Annotated in this window: 23 protein-coding genes; 21 read left to right on the top strand and 2 right to left on the bottom strand. The window is 41.9% G+C overall.

What is annotated here, in order from left to right; translation table 11 throughout:
- Nucleotides 1–174: 174 nt before the first annotated feature.
- The 6 genes from BM156_RS07040 to dnaJ all read left to right on the top strand — a co-directional run bounded on the left by BM156_RS07040 (nt 175) and on the right by dnaJ (nt 7,214).
- Complete coding sequence (locus tag BM156_RS07040) at nt 175–2,484, top strand: ATP-dependent helicase (RefSeq protein WP_212733441.1); 2,310 nt, start codon at nt 175–177, stop codon at nt 2,482–2,484.
- Between the two features lie 191 nt (nt 2,485–2,675).
- The gene (locus BM156_RS07035; RefSeq protein WP_093919125.1) at nt 2,676–3,293 is read left to right on the top strand and encodes a DUF4290 domain-containing protein; all 618 of its coding nucleotides are present in this window, start codon (nt 2,676–2,678) and stop codon (nt 3,291–3,293) included.
- Nucleotides 3,294–3,307: 14 nt separating this feature from the next.
- A complete protein-coding gene (gene murA, locus BM156_RS07030) occupies nt 3,308–4,615 on the top strand; it encodes a UDP-N-acetylglucosamine 1-carboxyvinyltransferase (RefSeq protein ID WP_093919124.1) in 1,308 nt (435 codons plus the stop codon).
- Between the two features lie 121 nt (nt 4,616–4,736).
- Nucleotides 4,737–5,261: a TlpA family protein disulfide reductase gene (locus tag BM156_RS07025; RefSeq protein ID WP_093919123.1), complete on the top strand. Its 525-nt coding sequence runs from the start codon at nt 4,737–4,739 to the stop codon at nt 5,259–5,261.
- A gap of 162 nt (nt 5,262–5,423) precedes the next feature.
- Nucleotides 5,424–6,035, top strand: coding sequence for a nucleotide exchange factor GrpE (locus BM156_RS07020; protein WP_093919122.1), 612 nt, complete (start codon nt 5,424–5,426; stop codon nt 6,033–6,035).
- 15 nt (nt 6,036–6,050) lie between these two features.
- A complete protein-coding gene (dnaJ, locus tag BM156_RS07015) occupies nt 6,051–7,214 on the top strand; it encodes a molecular chaperone DnaJ (RefSeq protein WP_093919121.1) in 1,164 nt (387 codons plus the stop codon).
- Nucleotides 7,215–7,325: 111 nt separating this feature from the next.
- Here dnaJ and BM156_RS07010 read toward each other — a convergent pair whose 3' ends face one another.
- Nucleotides 7,326–8,417 carry a glycoside hydrolase family 88/105 protein gene (locus tag BM156_RS07010; protein WP_093919120.1) on the bottom strand — a complete coding sequence of 364 codons (1,092 nt, stop codon included), beginning with the start codon at nt 8,415–8,417 and terminating at the stop codon, nt 7,326–7,328.
- 425 nt (nt 8,418–8,842) lie between these two features.
- Between BM156_RS07010 and hisG the strand changes: the two genes are divergently transcribed.
- The 14 genes from hisG (at nt 8,843) to BM156_RS06940 (ending at nt 20,904) form a co-directional block, all read left to right on the top strand.
- Nucleotides 8,843–9,700, top strand: coding sequence for an ATP phosphoribosyltransferase (gene hisG / locus BM156_RS07005; protein WP_093919119.1), 858 nt, complete (start codon nt 8,843–8,845; stop codon nt 9,698–9,700).
- Between the two features lie 124 nt (nt 9,701–9,824).
- On the top strand, nt 9,825–11,117 hold the full coding sequence (hisD, locus tag BM156_RS07000; protein WP_093919118.1) for a histidinol dehydrogenase: 1,293 nt from the start codon (nt 9,825–9,827) through the stop codon (nt 11,115–11,117).
- Nucleotides 11,118–11,198: 81 nt separating this feature from the next.
- Nucleotides 11,199–12,230 (top strand): histidinol-phosphate transaminase, encoded by a 1,032-nt coding sequence (gene hisC / locus BM156_RS06995; RefSeq protein WP_093919117.1) that lies wholly within the window; start codon nt 11,199–11,201, stop codon nt 12,228–12,230.
- A 41-nt stretch (nt 12,231–12,271) separates the two neighbouring features.
- Entirely contained in the window at nt 12,272–13,396 is a 1,125-nt protein-coding gene (hisB, locus tag BM156_RS06990) for a bifunctional histidinol-phosphatase/imidazoleglycerol-phosphate dehydratase HisB (RefSeq protein ID WP_093919116.1), read from the top strand.
- Between the two features lie 95 nt (nt 13,397–13,491).
- Nucleotides 13,492–14,376 (top strand): formyltetrahydrofolate deformylase, encoded by an 885-nt coding sequence (gene purU, locus BM156_RS06985; protein WP_093919115.1) that lies wholly within the window; start codon nt 13,492–13,494, stop codon nt 14,374–14,376.
- A 49-nt stretch (nt 14,377–14,425) separates the two neighbouring features.
- Entirely contained in the window at nt 14,426–14,956 is a 531-nt protein-coding gene (locus BM156_RS06980) for a TlpA family protein disulfide reductase (protein ID WP_093919114.1), read from the top strand.
- A 46-nt stretch (nt 14,957–15,002) separates the two neighbouring features.
- Nucleotides 15,003–15,368: a four helix bundle protein gene (locus BM156_RS06975; RefSeq protein WP_093919113.1), complete on the top strand. Its 366-nt coding sequence runs from the start codon at nt 15,003–15,005 to the stop codon at nt 15,366–15,368.
- A 21-nt stretch (nt 15,369–15,389) separates the two neighbouring features.
- Nucleotides 15,390–15,989, top strand: coding sequence for an imidazole glycerol phosphate synthase subunit HisH (gene hisH / locus BM156_RS06970; RefSeq protein WP_093919425.1), 600 nt, complete (start codon nt 15,390–15,392; stop codon nt 15,987–15,989).
- A gap of 65 nt (nt 15,990–16,054) precedes the next feature.
- Complete coding sequence (gene hisA, locus BM156_RS06965; RefSeq protein ID WP_093919112.1) at nt 16,055–16,819, top strand: 1-(5-phosphoribosyl)-5-[(5-phosphoribosylamino)methylideneamino]imidazole-4-carboxamide isomerase; 765 nt, start codon at nt 16,055–16,057, stop codon at nt 16,817–16,819.
- Between the two features lie 86 nt (nt 16,820–16,905).
- On the top strand, nt 16,906–17,268 hold the full coding sequence (locus BM156_RS06960; RefSeq protein ID WP_093919111.1) for a four helix bundle protein: 363 nt from the start codon (nt 16,906–16,908) through the stop codon (nt 17,266–17,268).
- Nucleotides 17,269–17,360: 92 nt separating this feature from the next.
- Nucleotides 17,361–18,113 (top strand): imidazole glycerol phosphate synthase subunit HisF, encoded by a 753-nt coding sequence (hisF, locus tag BM156_RS06955; RefSeq protein WP_093919110.1) that lies wholly within the window; start codon nt 17,361–17,363, stop codon nt 18,111–18,113.
- Between the two features lie 54 nt (nt 18,114–18,167).
- Complete coding sequence (locus BM156_RS06950; protein WP_093919109.1) at nt 18,168–19,334, top strand: hypothetical protein; 1,167 nt, start codon at nt 18,168–18,170, stop codon at nt 19,332–19,334.
- A gap of 6 nt (nt 19,335–19,340) precedes the next feature.
- Nucleotides 19,341–19,943 (top strand): bifunctional phosphoribosyl-AMP cyclohydrolase/phosphoribosyl-ATP diphosphatase HisIE, encoded by a 603-nt coding sequence (hisIE, locus tag BM156_RS06945; protein WP_244525718.1) that lies wholly within the window; start codon nt 19,341–19,343, stop codon nt 19,941–19,943.
- 139 nt (nt 19,944–20,082) lie between these two features.
- Complete coding sequence (locus BM156_RS06940; protein ID WP_212733440.1) at nt 20,083–20,904, top strand: carboxylesterase family protein; 822 nt, start codon at nt 20,083–20,085, stop codon at nt 20,902–20,904.
- Nucleotide 20,905: 1 nt separating this feature from the next.
- Here BM156_RS06940 and BM156_RS06935 read toward each other — a convergent pair whose 3' ends face one another.
- Entirely contained in the window at nt 20,906–21,385 is a 480-nt protein-coding gene (locus BM156_RS06935; RefSeq protein WP_093919108.1) for a GNAT family N-acetyltransferase, read from the bottom strand.
- A 121-nt stretch (nt 21,386–21,506) separates the two neighbouring features.
- Here BM156_RS06935 and BM156_RS06930 point away from each other — a divergent pair, with 121 nt between their 5' ends.
- Complete coding sequence (locus BM156_RS06930) at nt 21,507–22,028, top strand: phage tail protein (RefSeq protein ID WP_093919107.1); 522 nt, start codon at nt 21,507–21,509, stop codon at nt 22,026–22,028.
- Nucleotides 22,029–22,034 lie beyond the last annotated feature (6 nt).

The following is a 22,034-nucleotide window of genomic DNA, read 5'->3' as shown; positions in this document are numbered from 1 at the left end:
CGAAAAATTGTCTTGAATTTCTAAAACAATACAATATTAACGCTAAAAATTGATTTATCTTTTACAGACTTTTATTTTTCTCCCAAAACGTTTTGTTGAAAACTAGCCTCAGGCAAAACAGTAAAATATAAAAATAGGTTATACTTTTGAGGCTGATTTTGAAAAATAGTGATTGTGAATTACCTAGAAGAACTTAATGAAGCTCAGCGCAACGCAGTTGAAAACACCGATGGCCCATCGCTCGTTATTGCAGGAGCCGGATCAGGAAAAACGCGCGTTCTTACATACCGAATTGCTCACCTGTTGAAACAAGGAGCACGCCCGGGAAGCATTTTATCGCTTACATTTACCAACAAAGCGGCCCGCGAAATGAAAGAACGGATTGCCAGCATTGTTGGACAGCAAACGGCTCGTTACCTGTGGATGGGAACCTTCCACTCCATTTTTGCCCGTATTTTAAGAACTGAGTCCGAAGTTCTCGGCTATCCTTCTAATTTCACAATTTACGACACTGCTGACTCTAAAAGCTTGTTAAAGGCCATTATCAAAGAGTTTAAACTCGATGATAAAACCTACAAGCCGAATGTTGTCTCCAGCAGAATATCGGCTGCCAAAAACAGCTTAATAACACCGGCAGCTTATGCTCAAAATGCCCAAGTTCGTGAGTACGACATGAGCATCCGAATGCCTCGAATTGCAGAAATTTATAAGGAATATGCACGTCGTTGTTTTTTAGCAGGAGCCATGGACTTTGACGACCTGCTATTGAAAACCAACATCCTGTTTCGTGACCACAAGGACATTCTAAAAAAATACCAGGAACGATTTGACTATGTATTGGTTGATGAGTACCAGGACACCAACTTTGCACAATACCTGATTGTTAAAAACCTGGCTGCAACCCACAAAAATCTGTGTGTCGTAGGTGACGATGCACAAAGTATTTACTCATTCCGGGGAGCACGAATTGAGAACATTCTCAACTTTCAAAAAGATTATCCTGAGCATCAAGTGTATAAACTGGAGCAAAATTACCGTTCAACACAAACAATTGTAAATGCTGCTAACAGCATCATTCAAAAAAATAAGCGCCAATTACCCAAGACCGTCTATTCTGAAAATGACCAAGGAAATAAAATCAAGGTTTTCTCGGCTCTGACTGACAATGAGGAAGGCTACTTGGTGGCCAATGAAATTAGTGAAACCCGCATGCGGCAACATTATAAATACGCTGACTATGCCATTCTTTACCGAACCAATGCCCAGTCGCGTATTTTTGAGGAAGCCCTGCGAAAAAGAAATATCCCCTATAAAATATACGGTGGTCTTTCCTTCTACCAACGCAAGGAAATCAAAGATCTGCTCTCCTATTTCCGACTGGTAATCAACCCAAAGGACAACGAAGCGCTCAAGCGAATCATCAACTACCCAGCGCGGGGAATTGGAGCAACAACACTTAGCAAGCTGGAACAAGCAGCCTTGGATAATGGCGTTAGCATTTTCGAAATTATTGAGCAAAGCGGAACAAACAACCATGCAGCGCTTAATAAAGGGCTACTCAGCAAAGTACAACAATTTGTTGCGTTGATCCTGCAGTTTCAGGAGAAAGCAGTACTAAATGATGCCTACGAAATGGCCAGCGAGATTGCCACCCAGACCAACATCATCAAAGACCTATACAAAGATCAGACACCCGAAGGCTTAAGCCGTTTTGAAAACATTCAGGAATTGCTCAACGGTATCCAGGAGTTCTCAATTAACGCGCGGGAAGAAGGCCAGCCCAATTTACTGGCAAACTACATGGAAGATGTCGCCCTGCTAACCGATCAAGACTCGGAAAAAGAGGAAGACATGGACAAAGTAACCCTCATGACTGTGCACTCTTCCAAAGGATTGGAATTTAAAAATGTCTTCATTGTGGGGGTTGAGGAAAACCTGTTCCCTTCAAGCCAGTTTGGAAATATTACACCAGAAGCTTTTGAGGAAGAACGCCGGCTATTTTATGTTGCTCTAACCAGGGCTGAGGAAAATGCCTACCTCAGTTTTGCCAAACAACGTTACCGTTGGGGGAAGTTAGATTTTTGCAACCCCAGCCGCTTCATTACCGAGGTTGATGAACAATACCTGGACATGCCAGATGAAGCAGATTTCAACTTTGATGAGCTCCCTACTGAAGGACAAGCCATTCAAAAACAAAGCTTCGGCAAAACTGGTACTGTGGGGCGCCGTCCTACAACAACTGACCAACCAGGCATGAAACAAAAATTGGTACAGCTGCGCCAAGCAAAACAGCGCTCTCAGAACTTTGACGGTGATGATCCTCGTGATATCCAAACCGGAATGATGGTTGAACACCAACGTTTTGGCAAGGGGAAAGTACTCCAAGTCGAAGGAAGCTTCCCCAACCTCAAGGCAACCGTGTTCTTTCAAAATGCCGGACAAAAACAACTCTTACTCAAATTTGCCAAACTAAAAATTGTCTAAAAAAAAGAGGTAACATCCAATAAATTAAGCGATACTAGACCAATAAAATGAGAAATAAATTGGTCAGCAAATTAATTTCATTTAGTTTTGCAAACAGATAATATCGCCTTCACTTCAGATTATCAACTGAATTACCGGAATTAGACAACCTTGTTTTACACAAAAAGATTATTTTGATATACTTTTTTTAAATGGATTATAACTCGAATCGTAAAAAATTACCCCTGCCAGAGTATGGGCGTAATATTCAAAATATGGTTGATCATGTATTAACCATTGAAAATCGTGAGGAACGCAACCTGGCGGCAAGAACCATCATCGACATCATGGGTAATTTGTACCCTTATTTGAGAGACATTAATGATTTCAAACACAAATTGTGGGATCACTTAGCCATTATGGCTGATTTCAAATTGGATATTGACTATCCATACGACCCTCCAAGACCTGAAACATTCCAAGAAGCTCCCAAAAAAGTGGAATATGCGAGTAACAATATTCGATTCCGGTATTATGGGAAAGTATTAGAACGTATGGTTGATGAGGCTGCTGCCTATGAGGATGGGGAAGAAAAAGAAATCCTGATCACCATGCTGGCCAACCACATGAAAAAGTGCTACCTCACGTGGAACAAAGATGCTGTCGACGATGAAAAAATCTACTTGGATTTGGAAGAAATTTCAAAAGGAAAAGTCAAGAGAGATAATCTGAACCTGGCCGAAACTCGCGACATCTTGCAACGTTCAGCTCCACGAAAAAAACAAAACACCCAAGGACGCAATCCAAAAAAACACCGTAAAAACGATTAATCGCAAGCAAAGAGATGGCAACATTTCATATTGAAGGAGGTCATAAGCTAGCTGGTGAGCTTCACCCCCAAGGAGCAAAGAACGAAGCTCTTGAAGTAATCTGTGCAACACTTCTAACGACAGAACAAGTTACCATCAGCAATATTCCAGAAATACGGGATGTTCTGAAACTTATTGAAATCCTTACCGAACTCGGTGTAAAAGTAAACCGAGTTCAAAAAGGAATGTATCTGTTTCAGGCAGACCAGTTGGACATGCACTACCTGCAATCAGAACAATTTGCTCAACAAGCGACCAGTTTGCGTGGCTCAATCATGATTATTGGGCCTCTGCTTGCCCGTTTCGGACAAGCTTACATTCCTCAACCTGGGGGCGACAAAATCGGACGTCGCCGTTTAGACACGCACTTTGTCGGTCTCCAAAAGCTAGGAGCTCAATTCAACTACGATCCAGACAAGCATTTTTACCATGTTGAAACAGAAAAGCTTCTAGGAGCCTACATGCTTCTGGATGAAGCTTCGGTAACGGGAACAGCCAACATTTTAATGGCAGCCACTCTGGCAGAAGGAACAACCACCATTTACAATGCAGCTTGCGAGCCCTACTTACAGCAACTATCCAACATGCTGGTTGCTATGGGGGCGAAAATTGATGGAATTGGCTCAAACCTTTTGCGTATCGAAGGAGTTTCCGAATTAAAAGGATGTAAGCACACCATTCTGCCTGACATGATTGAAGTGGGAAGTTTTATTGGACTAGCGGCAATGACCAGCTCTGAAATAACCATACCCAATGCAGGAGTTAACCACTTAGGCATTATCCCCGATTCATTTAAACGACTCGGCATCCAGCTTAACATTCAGGGAGACTCCATTCACATTCCGGCACAGGATAGCTACGAAATTGAGACATTTATTGATGGGTCAATCATGACCATTGCCGATGCTCCATGGCCCGGACTTACTCCGGACCTGCTCAGCATCTTCCTGGTTATTGCGACACAAGCGAAAGGCAGTGTCCTCATACACCAAAAAATGTTTGAAAGTCGCCTGTTCTTTGTTGATAAACTTATTGATATGGGTGCGCAAATCATTTTATGCGACCCACACCGCGCAACCGTTATCGGACAAAATAAGAAGCACCAATTGAAAGGAACAACAATGTCGTCTCCTGATATTCGCGCAGGAGTAGCTTTGCTTATTGCCGCCCTTTCAGCACAAGGAGAAAGCAAAATTTATAATATCGAGCAAATCGACCGAGGATACGAAGGAATTGATCAACGCCTGAATAGCATTGGAGCAAAAATAGAACGAGTCGATTAGCCAAATAAGCGACTGATTTTGTTAATATTTTCAAAAATCAAAGCAAGATCGACCTGAATACTTCCATTTTTGTTATACTTGACATCTCGTTTAATTTGGAATTATAAACATTTTGAAATTGATGAAACAGAAAATTATTATCGCTTTGGTGCTAATTCTAGGATTAGCAATTCACACCGAGGCCAAGGATGGAGTTAAGATTGGGTTACGTGAAGGAAACAAAGCCCCTGAAATAGCTGAACAATCAATTGATGGTAAAGAACTAAAACTATCATCATTGGAAGGAAAATTGGTACTAATCGACTTTTGGGCTTCCTGGTGTCCACCATGCCGTCGCGAAAACCCAATTGTGGTTGAAGCTTATGAGGAGTTTAAAAACAAAAAGTTCCAGAATGGAAATGGGTTTACTGTTTTCAGTGTATCGCTCGATAAGAGTAAAGAAGCTTGGGAGCGCGCAATTAAAGCCGATGAACTAAGCTGGGATTACCATGTATCAGACCTGAAAGGATGGCATTCAAAATATGCTGCAGTGTATGGAGTAAGAGGTATTCCAACAAACTTTTTGATTGATGGTGACGGTGTCATTATTGCCAAAAACCTAAGAGGTGCTGCACTTAAAGCAACCTTGAAGGAACTATTAAAATAAGATTATATCATACCTGATAATACAAGGGCAGTGCATAGGTACTGCCTTTCTTTTTATACTTTTGTCAGCATTTTGCAAAGTGGATGTGCCAATTTGTCCCCTATCCTGAATTGGCAACATTTTTGTAAACTGTCAAACCGATAATTTTAACTAGATATAGCAATGGCAGACGAAAAAATAAAGCAAGAACAAGAGCTGGAAAACGAGACCGAGATTAACGGTAACGAAGCTCAAACACAGGAAGAAACTGCTGAACCTGATAAGAAAGACAAAAAGGCGAAAGCCAAAAAAGAACATAAGAAATCGAAAAAAGACGATGCCAGCGAAAAAGTAGAAGCGCTGGGGCAAGAATTGATCAGCATAAAAGACAAACACATTCGTCTTCAAGCTGAGTTTGACAACTACCGGAAACGCACCATGAAAGAAAAAATGGACTTGATTAAGTCTGGTGGCGAATCGGTTTTAGTCAATATTCTTCCAATCATTGACGATTTTGAGCGCGCACTGACAGCTTTCAGTGAAATGAAAGAAGATGATCCGTTGAAAACGGGCGTAACCTTGATTTACAACAAATTCAAAGACTTCTTAAAACAAAACGGTGTTACCGAAATTGAAGCTTTGGAACAGGAGTTTGACACAGATTTACACGAAGCAGTAACCAAAATACCTGCACCAAAAGATGAGCTGAAAGGGAAAGTGGTCGATGTCATCCAGAAAGGTTACCAGATGAACGAAAAAGTCATTCGCTTTTCCAAAGTTGTGGTGGGTGAGTAGACAAAACATGCAAGTATGACAAAAAGAGATTTTTACGAAGTATTAGGAGTAAGTAAAAGCGCTTCACCTGAAGAAATTAAAAAGGCTTACCGAAAAAAAGCCATTCAATATCACCCGGATAAAAACCCGGATAACAAAGAAGCTGAAGAAAAATTCAAGGAAGCAGCCGAAGCCTATGAGGTATTGAGTAATCCTCAGAAAAAACAACGTTATGACCAATTTGGTCATGCCGGAGTTGGTGGCGCCGGTGGCGGTGGTGGATTTAGCCAGCACGACATGTCTATGGACGATATCTTCTCCATGTTTGGCGATATTTTCGGTGGCAGTGGTTTTGGTGGCGGATTTGGTGGTTTTGGAGGCTCGTCCAGAGGTGGAGGCCGAAGAGTTCACCGAGGATCAGATTTGCGCGTAAAAGTCACACTTTCGTTGAAAGACATTGCCAATGGCGTTGAAAAGAAGATCAAGCTGAAAAAATACAAAGCTTGTGATACTTGTAATGGAACCGGAGCACAAGGTGGTAATGATTATACAACCTGTTCTACCTGCCGCGGAAGTGGCCATGTTACTCGGGTAACCAACACCCTGCTTGGACAAATGCAAACAACAGCAACTTGCCCGAGTTGTAATGGTGAAGGCCAGATCATTAAAAACAAATGTACCGCATGCCATGGCGAAGGAGTCGTTCGCGACGAAGAAGTGGTTACCATTAAAATTCCTGCTGGAGTTGCTGAAGGCATGCAACTCAACGTATCCGGAAAAGGAAATGCCGGACGTAGAGGTGGCATGAATGGAGACTTGCTTGTTATCATCGCTGAGGAAAACCATCCGGACTTAATTCGAGATGGCAACAATTTGATTTATAATCTATTTTTGAGTTTACCAGACTTTGCCTTAGGAACAACTGCTGAAATTCCGACGGTTGAAAGCAAGGTAAAAGTCAAAATTGAAGCAGGAACTCAGCCTGAAAAAATCTTACGCCTACGCGGCAAAGGATTACCCGATGTGAATGGCTATGGCAAGGGAGACTTGCTGGTACGCATTCATGCCTGGGCACCAAAGAAAATATCTGCTGAAGAGCGGAAACTTCTGGAAAAACTCCAGGAATCTCCCAACTTCAAGCACACTCCCGGAAGCGGAGACAAAAACTTCTTCGAGAAGATGAAGAATATTTTTGAATAACTTTTTTGATCAAGATAAAAGGGGCGGTTTTCCACTTGAGAAAACCGCCCCTTTCTTTTTATCCTAACAGCTAATTTCCTTTCAGATTTCAGCTTATAATTAGCAGATAGCCTACCAGTTCATTTTAATCACTTCGCTACCGGCCAAAAGAAAAGCACCAGTGCCATAAACCTCCCAACTTGCATTTGAAAAATTGGCTCTCGGATCAGCGCCAATCGGTTGAGTCCAGCCCACGCGTCCATCAGCTTGAATCAGGCTATTTAAGCCCACCCAAGCTTTCTGAACAACCGGTTTATAAGTAGCCTCATCCAACAAGCCATTATTGATTCCCCAAGCCAAAGCATAGGTGAAGAAACCAGAACCACTGGCCTCTCCTCCTGGGTAAGAAGCAGGATCAAGCAAGCTAGCCCGCCAAAGTCCATCCTCCTGCTGAATTTCAGCTATGCGTTGCGCCATCCGTACAAAAAGTTTCTCATAAAAAGAGCGATTCGGGTAGTCAGCAGGAAGCTCCTCCAACACGCGAACAATACCGCCCATTACCCAACCATTTCCTCGCGACCAGAAAATCTTTTTCCCGTTAGCTTCATAACGAGGTTCTTCCCAGTCGGTTTTATATTTCATATCTCGCGCAAACAAGTTTTCCTCTTCATCAAAAAGCAAATCATAGGTTTCCTTGAAGAGCTTATCATTAAGCTTTAAATACTTGGGTTCATCCAAAATCTCTCCAAGCTTAACCAAAGCCGGAGGTGCCATAAACAAGGCATCGCACCACCACCAGGTAATCGGCCGAATCTTTCCAGTAGAATATGGTGTTGCCATCATCTTATCAATGGTATCGCGAAAAGGAATCAGCATTTGCTCCTGCTTTTCAACCCTATATACATCCAGGTAAGTTTGACAGATTGCGTGATCATCAGCATGATGTAAACGAGGACCGGGCTTCCACTCATTGGTCTCTCCCATCTCCATTAAAGCTTTCCATATTTTTTTTGAACCGGTTGTTTCATAGGCTGCAAAAACACCGGCGTAAAAAGCTCCATTGGTCCAGTCATAGAGTTTATGCTTAGGATGTTTTAACTGCCAGAAGGTCGCCTTTTTCATGGCTTTCTCAATCTTCTTAGGCTTGAATAAATCAGCATTGTCCGACGCATATAGTTGACATACCAACAACAGAATTAAGCTAACTGCTAATAATTTCTTCATAAGTTTCTATTTTTAATATCATTCGAGCCCACTCCAAAACAAAACATTAACCAGCCTCTAAAAATTTGTTGTTTGGGGTATTGCAATACTTGTTTTACAAGCAAGCCCATCCATTGGATATTAGGTTTCCCTAAAAATAATCTTTTTTGCGCAATCGATTGTAATTTTCTTGAAAAATTAAAAAATGAATAATAAATCACCTCTAAATGATAATTTATCACTTTTAGCCTTGCAGTACTTTTATTTTATCACTATACTTGCAGCTCAAAGAGAAAATTAAGACATGAACAACATTCAAGGACATTACGGCCATCATCATGATACCCTATTAATTGGTAGGCTGTAATTCTTTTGTTTTGTTCCAAAATATTAATCCAAAGAAGGCTTACCATACGGTAAGCCTTTTTTATTTGATCTGAATTATCATGACACAACTGAGAATCGCGATTCAAACGAAAGGAAGACTCAACGAAGACTCCATGCAATTACTTGCAGAAGCTGGCATTAGCATTAGTTTAGGAAAACGGAAACTGCTGGCTGCAGCCAAGAATTTTCCACTCGAAGTGCTATTTCTTAGGGATGACGATATTCCCCAAGCCGTAGCCGACCAAGTAGCTGATATCGGCATCGTTGGTGAAAACGAAATGCTGGAAAAGAAAGAGCAAGTACAAATCATCAAACGACTGGGTTTCAGCAAATGCCGTTTAAGTCTGGCCATTCCAAAATCGGAAGATTACCCCGGCATTGAGTGGTTCAATGGCAAAAAAATTGCCACCTCCTATCCGGTTATTTTAAAAGACTTCCTAGACAAAAACAACGTTAAAGCGGATATCCACGTGATTTCCGGATCAGTTGAAATTGCCCCAGGGATTGGCTTGGCTGATGCAATTTTTGACATCGTCAGCTCCGGATCAACACTGGTCTCCAATCGTCTTAAAGAAGTAGAAGTTGCTCTGTACTCAGAAGCTGTACTTGTCGCTCCCAAAGAACTTTCAGCGGACAAACGAGCCATTATGGACGAAATGATTTTCCGCATGGAATCAGTGGAACGTGCAAAAGACAAAAAATACATTGTCCTCAATGCTCCTAAAGAAAAAATTGAGGAAATAAAGGCAATCCTTCCCGGAATGAAAAGCCCAACGGTTACCACACTGGCTGAAGAAGGATGGGTATCTATGTCGTCGGTAATTGCCGAAAAAGAGTTCTGGGAAATCATTGGGAAATTAAAAGAAGCGGGTGCGCAAGGTATTTTAGTCATGCCAATCGAAAAGATGATTTTCTAAACACAATGCACGGCAATTAAAACATATAACACACCCATGGCAAGGACGTTTAATACACACGAGAATGATTGAAATATCTTATCTAGTGTCTTGGTTCTAGTGTCTTGGTTCTAATTTTAAATACATGAAAAGTTACCTGAATCCCAAAAAATCTGAATGGCCTCAAATCCTGGAACGCCCACTTTTTGACGCCAGTGAGTTGACTGCAAACGTTAAAGCAATTCTCACCGAAATCAAAACAGATGGCCTTTCTGCTATAAAAAAATTCACCCAACAATTTGATGGTGCCGAGATCGATGATTTTGCCATTTCAGCTCAAGAATTAAGCGAAGCGACCAATCAACTTGATCCGAAATTAAAAGAAGCCATTACCATTGCTGCTGAAAACATTAAGCAATTCCACGCCAGCCAACAGACGGAAATAAACAAAGTGGAAACAACCAAGGGCGTTGTTTGCTGGCAAAAAGCTGTAGCCATTGAGAAAGTTGGCTTGTACATTCCGGGAGGTTCAGCTCCTTTGTTCTCAAGTGTTTTAATGTTAGCCATACCTGCCCAGATTGCCGGTTGTAAAGAAATTGTGCTCTGCACCCCACCAAACAAAAAAGGACAAATCAACCCTGCCATTCTATTTGCGGCTCAGCTGGTGGGCGTTACCAAAGTTTTCAAGCTGGGAGGCGTACAAGCCATTGGAGCCATGGCCTATGGAGCCGGTCCAGTCCCAAAGATTGCCAAAATATTTGGTCCGGGAAACCAATACGTTATGGCAGCAAAACAACTGGTCAGCATCAGCGATGTGGCTATTGACATGCCTGCCGGACCTTCTGAAGTAGCTATCATGGCTGACTCATCAGCCAATCCAGCCTTCATCGCATCCGATTTACTTTCGCAGGCCGAACACGGACCAGACTCTCAAGTTGTTTTAGTGGCCAACTCGACAGAATTAGTGGATCAGGTTGAACTTGAACTTGAAAAACAACTCAAGCAACTCAGCCGAAAAGAAATTGCCCAAAAAGCATTAAAAAACAGTGTCGCCATTGTTTTGAATGATGAGTTTGAGATGATCGAGCTTATTAACGAATATGCACCGGAACATTTAATCATCTCCATGGAAAACTACCTGCAAACCGCAGATAAAATTACGAATGCTGGTTCTGTTTTCCTCGGGAACTACACCCCTGAAAGCGCTGGTGATTATGCATCAGGGACCAATCACACTCTGCCGACTAACGGCTGGGCCCGCTCATTCAGCGGTGTCAACCTGGATAGTTTCATTCGTAAGATTACATTTCAGGAAATATCTGAATCCGGGATTAAAAATTTAGGCCCCGTAATTGAAAAAATGGCTGAAGCTGAGCAATTGGATGCACACAAAAATGCGGTAACATTAAGACTGAAAGCATTAGGAAAAGAAAAGTAATAGGAGACAATTGCCTTCCACTTCTTCCATCGTTTTCAACTGTTTTCAATCATTTTCAACCGCCTTCAAAAACATAAAAAAATGGACCTTCAACAACTGATACGTAAAAACATTCAGGCACTAAAGCCCTACTCATCAGCACGTGACGAGTACACCGGGGAGGCAATGGTTTTTCTCGATGCCAATGAAAACCCATTCAACGCTCCCTACAACCGCTACCCAGATCCCCTTCAACGGGAATTAAAAGTGGCCATTTCAAAACAAAAAAGCTGTGAGGCTGACCAAATCTTTCTGGGCAATGGAAGTGATGAACCAATCGATCTGCTTTTTCGTGCTTTTTGCGAACCTGGGAAAGATAATATTGTTACGATTGATCCAACTTACGGCATGTACCAAGTTGCGGCAGATATCAACAATATTGAAGTTCGCAAGGTGAAACTGAATGACAACTATGGCTTTTCAGCAGAAGCCCTTCTGGAAAAAACAGATAAACACACCAAGCTGATTTTTGTATGCTCCCCCAACAATCCAACGGGCAATTTGCTCGACAACAAGGAACTAATCAAGCTCATCCAAACATTTGAGGGCTTGGTTATTTTGGATGAAGCATACATCGATTTTGCTCCGGGAGCCAGTCTCCTTCCAAAGTTGAGTCACTACGAAAACCTCGTTATTTTGCAAACCTTCTCCAAGGCTTGGGGCATGGCAGGTATCCGGTTGGGAATGGCCTTTGCCAATCCCGAAATCATTCGCGTTTTCAACAAAATCAAGTATCCATACAACATCAACATGCTGACTCAGCAAAAAGCGTTGGAGCTCATCGAGCAGGAAGCCGATAAAAACCAATGGGTGGAGCTGCTAATTCAGGAGCGAAAAGCGCTCGAAGAAAAACTCTCCAAACTCCCGTTTGTTGTAAAAGTATTCCCTTCGGACGCCAACTTTTTATTAGTTAAAATGTACGATGCCAGAGGAATTTACGACTTCCTGGTGGAGAATGGAATTATTGTGCGAGATCGCTCAAAAGTTGTTTTGTGTGATGATAGCCTGCGAATCACTGTTGGTTCGCCCGAAGAAAACCAAATCTTGCTGGATAAATTAAACGAATTGCTATAAATCCGAATAATTGATTATTCGATATTAAAAATTTTAAACAGATGAAAAAGGCCTTATTCATTGATCGTGACGGGACACTGGTTGTTGAACCACCAATCGATTTTCAGTTAGACTCATTGGAAAAACTGGAATTTATTCCTGGCGTATTTCGCAACCTTTATTTCATTGCGAAGAACCTTGACTACGAGTTGGTGATGGTGACCAACCAAGATGGACTGGGGACAGACTCGTTTCCGGAAGATACTTTTTGGCCTGCTCACAATAAGATGCTAAAGGCTTTTGAAAACGAAGGAATCACGTTCAATGACATTCTAATTGACCGCAGCTTCCCCGAAGATAATGCTCCGACACGCAAACCTCGCACCGGATTGATGGGCAATTATATGGACGGAAGCTACGATTTAGCCAACAGCTTTGTCATTGGCGACCGGTTAACAGATATTGAACTGGCTAAAAATCTTGGAGCCAAGGGCATTTTGCTAAATGACGGCTCACTTACCGAAGAACTAAAAAAACAAGGGCTGGAGCAAACCTGCGTGTTAACAAGCTCAAGCTGGGATGAAGTTTATGCTCAAGTTGCCGCTCCTGAACGCACAGCACAAGTGGAGCGAAATACCAAAGAAACCAAGATTAAAATTGAGCTGAACCTGGATGGAAGCGGCAAAGCCAACATTAGCACTGGACTGGGGTTCTTCGACCACATGCTCGATCAAATAGCGCGTCACTCAGGGATTGACCTGAATATTCTGGTGGACGGCGATTTACAGGTTGACGAGCATCATACCATTGAAGATACTGGCTTGGCTTTAGGCGAAGCTTTTAAACTTGCCTTGGGAGATAAACGAGGCGTTGAACGTTACGGCTATTGCCTACCCATGGACGACTGTTTGGCCCAGGTTGCTCTTGACTTTGGTGGAAGACCCTGGCTGATCTGGCAAGCCGATTTCAAGCGCGAAAAAGTTGGAGATATGCCAACCGAAATGTTCTTTCATTTTTTCAAATCATTCTCTGACACCGCGCTTGCCAACCTCAACATAAAAGCAGAAGGCGAAAACGAACACCATAAAATTGAAGGTATTTTCAAAGCACTTGCCCGGGCTATCAAAATGGCAATCCGGAAAGATGTTTTTAACTTTGAGCTCCCATCGACCAAGGGAACACTCTAAATTAAATTTTGCCGCAGACCCCTGAAAGGAGAATCAATGCAGAAATAGAAACCTCTGCAAACTCTGTGGTGAGAAAGATAAAAAATGAAAAAACTATGAAAAGCATAAAACCACTCCGCGAAAAGAAAGATACAGCGATCCTGCTAATTCATTGTCCCGACCAGCAAGGAATACTGGCAACAGTAACGGAATTTTTGAATAAAAACAATGGGAACATCATGAACCTGGATCAGCATGTTGACCGGGTTGAAAAAATATTTTACATGCGTGTAGAATGGGAACTGAAAGATTTCTCAATTCCTGCCGATAAAATTGGTGAATATTTTGACACCCTCATCGCATCCAAATTAAACATGAACTGGAAAATTTATTTTTCCGAAGACGTTCCCCGGATGGCAATTTTTGTCTCGAAAATGTCGCACTGCCTGTTCGATATTCTTGCTCGCTACACGGCAGGAGAATGGGATGTTGAAATTCCACTAATCATCAGCAACCATGAAACGATGCGTCCGGTGGCAGAACGTTTTGGAATCGACTTCCATTACTTTCCAGTCAACAATGCCAACAAAGAGGAGCAGGAAGCTGCTGAACTGGAATTGCTAAAAGAACATCAAATTGATTTTATCGTTTTAGCCCGGTACATGCAAATTCTTTCTGCAGATTTTGTTGACCATTATCCCAATCGAATCATCAACATCCATCACTCTTTCCTTCCTGCTTTTGCCGGAGCCAAACCATATCATGCAGCGCATGCACGCGGCGTGAAAATTATTGGAGCCACAAGTCACTATGTAACCAGTGATTTGGATGCCGGCCCAATTATTGACCAAGGCGTTACCCGTTGTAGCCATGTTGATACCGTAAAAAGCCTGATACGAAAAGGGCGCGATTTGGAAAAAATTGTTCTTTCCAATGCCGTTTTCAAGCACCTGCAACGGAAAGTTCTCGTATACAATAACCGAACCGTTGTTTTTCATTAATCAGTCAAGTCATTATTGAGATTTAACAAATTAACAGACAATAGATCCCATGAAATTTCTAACGTTTATTTTCATTTTCGCATTTACATTTGCTAACGCACAAACCACTATCCAGCAAGTACCCGACGATTATGGCTACCTAGTCAAAGTTGGACAGCAGGCTCCCGATTTTACCACTGAAACAACCGATGGAAAAACCGTAAAGCTTTCTGATTACAAAGGAAAAGTTGTGATGCTACAGTTTACAGCCAGCTGGTGTGGCGTATGCCGCAAAGAGATGCCCCATATCGAAAAAGACATTTGGCAAAAACACAAAGACAACAGTGATTTTGCCTTGTTTGGCATCGATTTGGATGAACCACGCGAGAAAGTAGAAAAATTTGGCAAGCAAATTCCAGTCTCCTATCCGCTTTTACTTGATCCTAAAGGAGGAATTTTTTACAGCTATGCGCAGAAAGGAGCTGGAGTAACCCGCAATGTCATTATCGACAAAACAGGGAAAATTGTCTACATGACCCGTCTGTTCAAGCAAGAAGAGTTTGACGAAATGAAAAGTGTCATTGAAAAACTCTTAAAGTAGTACAAAAGTACCAAGTGCATCAGTTCAACCATTTTAATTACCAAACATGAAGACTTATAAAGAATTTATTGCCTGGCAAAAGGCAATGGCCTTTGTTACTGATGTATACAAAACAACACTTAACTTTCCTAAAGAAGAGTTATTTGGTTTGACATCGCAAATCCGAAGAGCAGCAGTGTCTATTCCTAGTAACTTTGCTGAAGGTTTTGGAAGAAAAGGTAATAATGAGTTTATCCGTTATATTCGGATTTCAATCAGCTCACTTTATGAGTGCCAAACACAGCTTGAAATTTCCAATAACATAGGCTATTTAAACTCTTCTGATTTTAAACTCTTGTACGAGCAAACAAAAGAGATTGAAGCACTACTTCGAGGATTAGAAAAAAACTTATTAAATAAATTGAGTACTTAGGTACTCATGCACACAAAAAGCATGAACATCGTCATTATCAAATACAACGCAGGGAACATCGAATCACTAAGCAACGCCTTGTTGCGGTTAGGAATTCAAGCTGAAATCACCGGAGATCACGAAAAGATCAAAGCTGCCAATAAAGTTATTTTCCCAGGAGTAGGTGAAGCCAGCACCACCATGGCTTACCTAAAGAAAGAAGGCTTGGATCAACTCATTCCCTCTTTAACACAACCGGTACTTGGCATCTGCCTTGGCTTACAACTCATGTGCAGCCATTCAGAAGAAGGAAATACCCAATGCCTGGGAATTTTTGAAGAACAGGTAAAACGGTTTGTTCCACAACCTGGCATGGAATTTTCAACCAAAGTTCCGCACATGGGTTGGAACACCATCTCCAACCTGAAAAGCAAGCTATTTGATCCGTCACTTGACAATCAATACTTCTATTTTGTGCATTCTTATTATGCTACGGTGGGTGAACATACTGCAGCTGTTTGTGATTACATCAATTCGTTCAGCGCGGCCTTGCAAAAGGACAATTTTTACGCCACGCAGTTTCACCCCGAGAAAAGTGGCTCAGTAGGCTCGAAACTGTTAGAGAATTTTTTGAAAATTTAAATTGATAAGATTGCATAAGTCCATCAATATTTTTGTACCCAAAGAACCCACGAAGAAAACAAACTATGAACTCAAAGAATCAGGAACTCAAAGACTCAAGAACCTCCCAAATAACCATCATCCCCGCCATTGATTTAATTGATGCAAAATGCGTCAGGCTTTCTCAAGGCGACTATAACCAAAAAACGGTTTATAATGAAAATCCGCTGGAAGTAGCAAAAATGTTTGAAGATGCCGGAATCACCCGCTTACATTTGGTTGATTTGGATGGAGCAAAAGCTCAACACATTGTGAACTACAAAGTGCTTGAGCAGCTTGCCGGAAAAACCGACCTGGTTATTGATTTTGGAGGTGGTTTAAAAACAAATGACGATTTACGCATAGCCTTTGAGAGTGGAGCACAAATGGTCACGGGAGGCAGCATTGCGGTAAAAGACCGGGAAACGTTTTTAAGCTGGATTGAAACCTATGGCCCCGAGAAAATTATTTTGGGAGCCGATGCCAAAGACAAAAAAATTGCGGTAAGCGGCTGGCAGGAGGTTTCCGAATTATCGATTCTTGATTTCATTGAGAGCTATACAAGTAAAGGCATTCAGAAAGTTATTTCCACAGATATTGCCCGGGATGGCATGCTCACCGGCCCCAGTATTGAGCTTTACCAGGAAATCATGCAAAAGTTCGAAGGACTTGAGCTCATTGCCAGTGGCGGAATTGCCAGCATGAAAGATATCCACGAACTGAACGAGATGGGTGTTCCCGGTGTAATCACGGGCAAAGCCATTTATGAAGGTAAAATTACTTTAGCTCAGATTGAACAGTTTTATATTTAAGGCAGAAGGTTGAAGGGAGAAGGCAGAAGTCTAAATAAGTTGCTGACATCAAAAAGGAAACTCCTAAAGGATCTAAAAACAAAAATATGAAAACCTACAGAGATCTAATTGTTTGGCAAAAATCGATGTCCCTCGTTTTAAGTATTTATAGAGAGACCAAAACATTTCCCAAAGAAGAAGTATTCGGAATTATTTCCCAAATACAAAGAAGTGCAGTTTCAATTCCCAGCAATATTGCAGAAGGATATGGAAGAAATCATTTAGGGGATTATATTCGCTTCCTTCAGATTGCATCTGGCTCGCTGTATGAATTCCAAACTCAATTAGAACTCTCATACAAACTAAATTATATTGATGAAGAAAAATACACAGAGATAAACTCATTAAGTATCGAAATTGAAAAGATGCTATCTAGCTTAATTTCTAAGCTCAAGCTTAAAAAAAACTAAAAATAGACTCAGGAATAATGAAAAAAGAGAGGAAAGAGAAAACCATCTTCTGCCTTCTAGCTTCTGCCTAGTCTACTTACAAACTAAAAAAAATGTTAGCAAAACGAATCATACCATGCCTGGATATTAAAGACGGTCAGACCGTAAAAGGCGTGAACTTTGTCAATATACAATCCGTAGGCGATCCTGTTGAATTGGGTGCTTTATACGCCGAACAGGGAGCTGATGAATTGGTCTTTCTCGATATTACAGCAACACATGAAGGACGAAAAACCTTTGTTCAGTTGGTAAAGCGTATCGCTCGCGAAATCAATATTCCATTTACTGTGGGCGGTGGCATCAGCGAAATCAAAGATGCCGAAGCTTTGCTGAGCGCCGGAGCCGACAAAGTCAGCATCAATTCTTCAGCAGTGCGCAACCCTCAATTGATTGATGACCTGGCCAAAAACTTCGGAACCCAATTTGTTGTCGTGGCCATCGATGCCAAAAACTACGATGGGCACTGGACGGTCACCGTTAATGGAGGACGAATTCCGACAGACAAAGAATTATTTTCGTGGGCCAAGGAAGCTGAAGATCGCGGTGCCGGAGAAATTTTGTTCACCTCTATGGATCATGATGGCACCAAAGCTGGATTTGCCAATGATGAACTGGCCAGAATGGCCGACTCATTAAAAATCCCCATCATTGCTTCAGGTGGCGCTGGCAACATGGATCATTTTGTCGATGTTTTTACCAAAGGGAAAGCTGATGCCGGGCTAGCTGCCAGTATCTTTCACTACAAAGAAATTGCGATTCCCGACTTAAAAGCATACCTCAAACAAAAAGGCATTACAGTGCGATAAAAAATAAAAGGATTGTTGTATTTTCAGTTTGAAAAATCACTAACTAAAAAACCGATGAGAAAATACCTTCTGACACTTCTTATCTCGCTAGCCTTATTGGGACAAGCCAATGCACAAACCGACATTGATCACAAGTTGCTTCAGGATATTCCCAACTGCGAAAATGTGGCCTACAATTCGGCCCAAATTATCAATGACCTCTACACCAAACAGGCCTACGATTCAATCAGCCATGTGGTCAATCGCTGGGAAGAATTCTGTGGTGAGTCCGAGCCCATCTTTCGTATTAAGGTGCTCAGTCAAATCCAGCTCGGCATATTTTCAAGCCAGGAACTTGACCAAGAAGAACTCATGAGCCATGTTTTCACTTACATTGATCGGCAAGAGTTTGCAAAAGCTAAAAACTATCACCAATACTACGAATATTATAAAGTTGCCCTCGGATTTATTCCGCTAAAGTCAGACTTTGACCTGCTAACAACTGCATGGGCTGAAAGTCTGCTTCAAAACAAGGAGGTGACCGGCGATGCACGCGCCTTTTGCTTGCTGTATGCCAACAATACTGAAGGATTCTGGCAACACCTTCAGCAAAAACAAGAAGCAACAACTCCGCTGGAGCAAGTTTACTCAGAGGAGACAGCCAAAATCAAAAACATGATTGACGGAAACTTTGGCGTACTTTCTGGAATTTATCTGCCAACCGGAGACCTTGCATCGGTTATTGGCCCCAAAGCACTTATCGGAATGCAGTTCGGCTTTAAAATGAAGAAAATGCAGTACGACCTGACAATCGCCATTCGTCCCGGAAAAGCAAAGGAAATGTATGAGGTTATTCATGATGACCAGCTCAAATCAACCGACCACTACCTTGGAGGTCTCGTTGGGCTCGACTTGTCTTACGAACTTCATAACAACCTAAAAAGGGAGCTTGACTTGGTTGGAGGAATTGCATTTGATGGTTTTGATGCCATTGAAGGCGATGTGGACAACGACATCAAAGGAAAGTCCATCAATGCTCTGAACCTCAACATTGGCCTTGGCTACCGATTCTACTCAAAAAGTATGAATTACCTCGGTGTTCAGGCAAAATACAACATCGTCAACTACAAAAATACGGGAGGCACCAATCTGGCAGGTAACTATTTCTCGGTAATGGTCACCTACAATTTGTTTGGCAACATTAGAAAACATCGCGCATTAGATAGAATGAACTTGAAATAAAACAAAATGATAAAAACAGATTTTTCGAAATTAGGAAACGGACTCGTTCCGGCAATTATTCAAGATAACGACACCAACAAAGTATTGATGTTGGGATTTATGAACGAAGAAGCTTTGGCAAAAACCGAAGCCACAGGACAAGTTACCTTTTTTAGCCGTACAAAAAACAGGCTATGGACCAAAGGTGAAGAGAGTGGGAACTTTTTGAATGTTGTTTCAATAGCAACTGATTGTGATAACGACAGCCTGCTCATAAAAGTGAATCCGGTAGGCCCCGTTTGCCATACAGGAAGTGATACCTGCTGGAATGAAAATAATGAATTGGACGATCTGGCATTTATTAAACACTTGCAGGATTTCATCGATAAGCGAAAACAAGAAATGCCCGAAGGTTCATATACAACTTCCCTGTTTCAGTCCGGAACCCGTAAAATTACGCAGAAAGTGGGTGAAGAAGCAGTGGAAACCATCATTGGCGCCATGGCTAACGACGATGAAAACTTTTTGTACGAAGGAGCTGATTTGCTTTATCACCTCATCGTACTGCTGACACACAAAGGCTATCGCATTGAAGACCTCGCTCGTGAATTAAAAAAGCGACACAAATAGAGAAACGGATATCGCCCAAGCAACCATCGCTTTCGTTGGTACATTCATTCCAGATTTGTTAATACTTGCAAAAGTAGGCTTGTTAAACGAAGCACCGCAGCATGCTTTTTATATATTCGCCTGTTCAAATCTGACCAATATGTACCAACGATATTTCTTTCTGTTGCTGATGGGCCTGTTTTTTCTGATCACGAGTCCTTCGCAAGCACAAAATAATACGAAGAAAGTGAGGTATAATTACCTCACCTTTTTACCTGAAAATTACGACAGCCTGCAACATCAACTCTACCCCGTAATTTTTTATTTGCATGGGCGTTCGGTGTCGGGCACCAACATCAACCGGATCAAACGCTACGGACTTCCGTTCTTTTTAGATCGCGGAAAAAAAATGGATTTCATTGTTGTGGCTCCTCAATGTCCGTGGGGAAAAAACTGGGCCAGCGAAAATTGGCTGGACACCATCTACTCCGAGGTCAGCAGCCAGTATCGGATTGATCCGGACCGGGTCTACCTGACCGGCATGAGCCTGGGTGGGTTTGGCACTTGGGAACTTGCCAACCGTTATCCACATCGGTTTGCAGCCATTGCCCCCTTATGTGGTGGAGGGAAAACTCAATGGGCAGAAAACCTGGCTCACCTACCTGTTTGGGTCTTTCACGGAACTGCAGACAGACAGGTTCCGGTAAGAAGATCAGATCAAATGGTAGAGGCCTTAAAGGCCCAAGGAGCCGCTGTTACCTATTCGAGATTGAAAAACACAGGACACGATATTCATCGAACGTACAACAATGACCAATTGTACGAATGGTTTTTACGTTATACCCGTCGCCCATTCCCTTTCGAAACGGATAGCATTCCAACGATTAACAGTCGAACCTTAGCTGAAGTATTCCCTCAACTAAACGAGATTCCGAAAAGTCTACCCATAGAGCCAATAAAACTGGAACGGTTTATTCAATAGATCAAGGATTGCCCATTTCAGGCTGGCGTTCCATAAAGTAATAAATTCCGGTATCATCGGTTCGTTTAAAATTCAGTCGCTCGTAGAGCCTCAATGCAGGATTAAAATACTCAACATGAATGGTTAACTTTTTTCCTTTGCTCTCTGAATCCAGAATGAGGTCATTTAAAATTTTCGTGCCGACTCCTTTTCCCCGAAATTGGCTTAACAAAGCGATATCCATAATTCGAATTTGAGATTCGGTCTCCCAAAGGTACAGTCTCCCTGCTTGCTCGCCATCCAGTAAAATAATCTGGAAATCAGCCCCCTGATAGGCTTTTAAATAATGTGTATGTTGAGCATTGAATTGAAAATCAACAAACTGATTTTTCTCTTCCAGCTTCATTTCGGTTAAAGCTAACTCCTCTTCTCGGGTACTCCGATAAACCTGTTTTAAAAAAAGTAAGTCATTCTTTTCAACCTTGCGCAAACCAATTTCCATAAAGTGTGTTATTTCTATTGAATTCTAACTAAAAGACAACTATTTTTAATTATTCAAAACTACAAACTCTTTTATGAGTTCAAAATACAACAACAACTAAACTAAAGAAAAATCAACTCTTATGTCTGAACCTTTCATTGCCGAAATCCGCATTTTTGCAGGAAACTTTGCCCCAAGAGGCTGGGCCTTCTGCAATGGGCAGCTGCTTCCGATCGCTCAAAATACAGCTCTCTTTTCTTTAATTGGCACCACTTATGGAGGAGATGGAATAACCACTACAGCGCTCCCAGATCTACAGGGGCAGGCAGCTATGCATCCGGGACGCGGGCCTGGCTTAACGGATAGACGCCTAGGACAAAAGGGAGGTGTAAGCTCAGTTACTTTAACAGAGAGCCAAATACCAAACCACTCCCATTCCATGTACTTGAATGGAAGCACAGCCGGAGACTCTAATAATCCTGCAAATAAGCTATTCGCTCAATCAGCCGTTCCTGAAGCCAGTATTTATACGAGTTCTTCGCCAACACAAAACATTGATGAACTTTCCCCTCAAGGAGGAGGACAAGCTCACAACAACATGCAACCGTACCTCGGTATTAACTTTATCATTGCTCTTGTAGGTCTTTATCCATCACGATCATAAAAAAAC

The organism is Sunxiuqinia elliptica, from assembly GCF_900113005.1.
Taxonomy (GTDB): domain Bacteria; phylum Bacteroidota; class Bacteroidia; order Bacteroidales; family Prolixibacteraceae; genus Sunxiuqinia; species Sunxiuqinia elliptica.
This window is presented reverse-complemented; position numbering and strand designations above follow the sequence as displayed.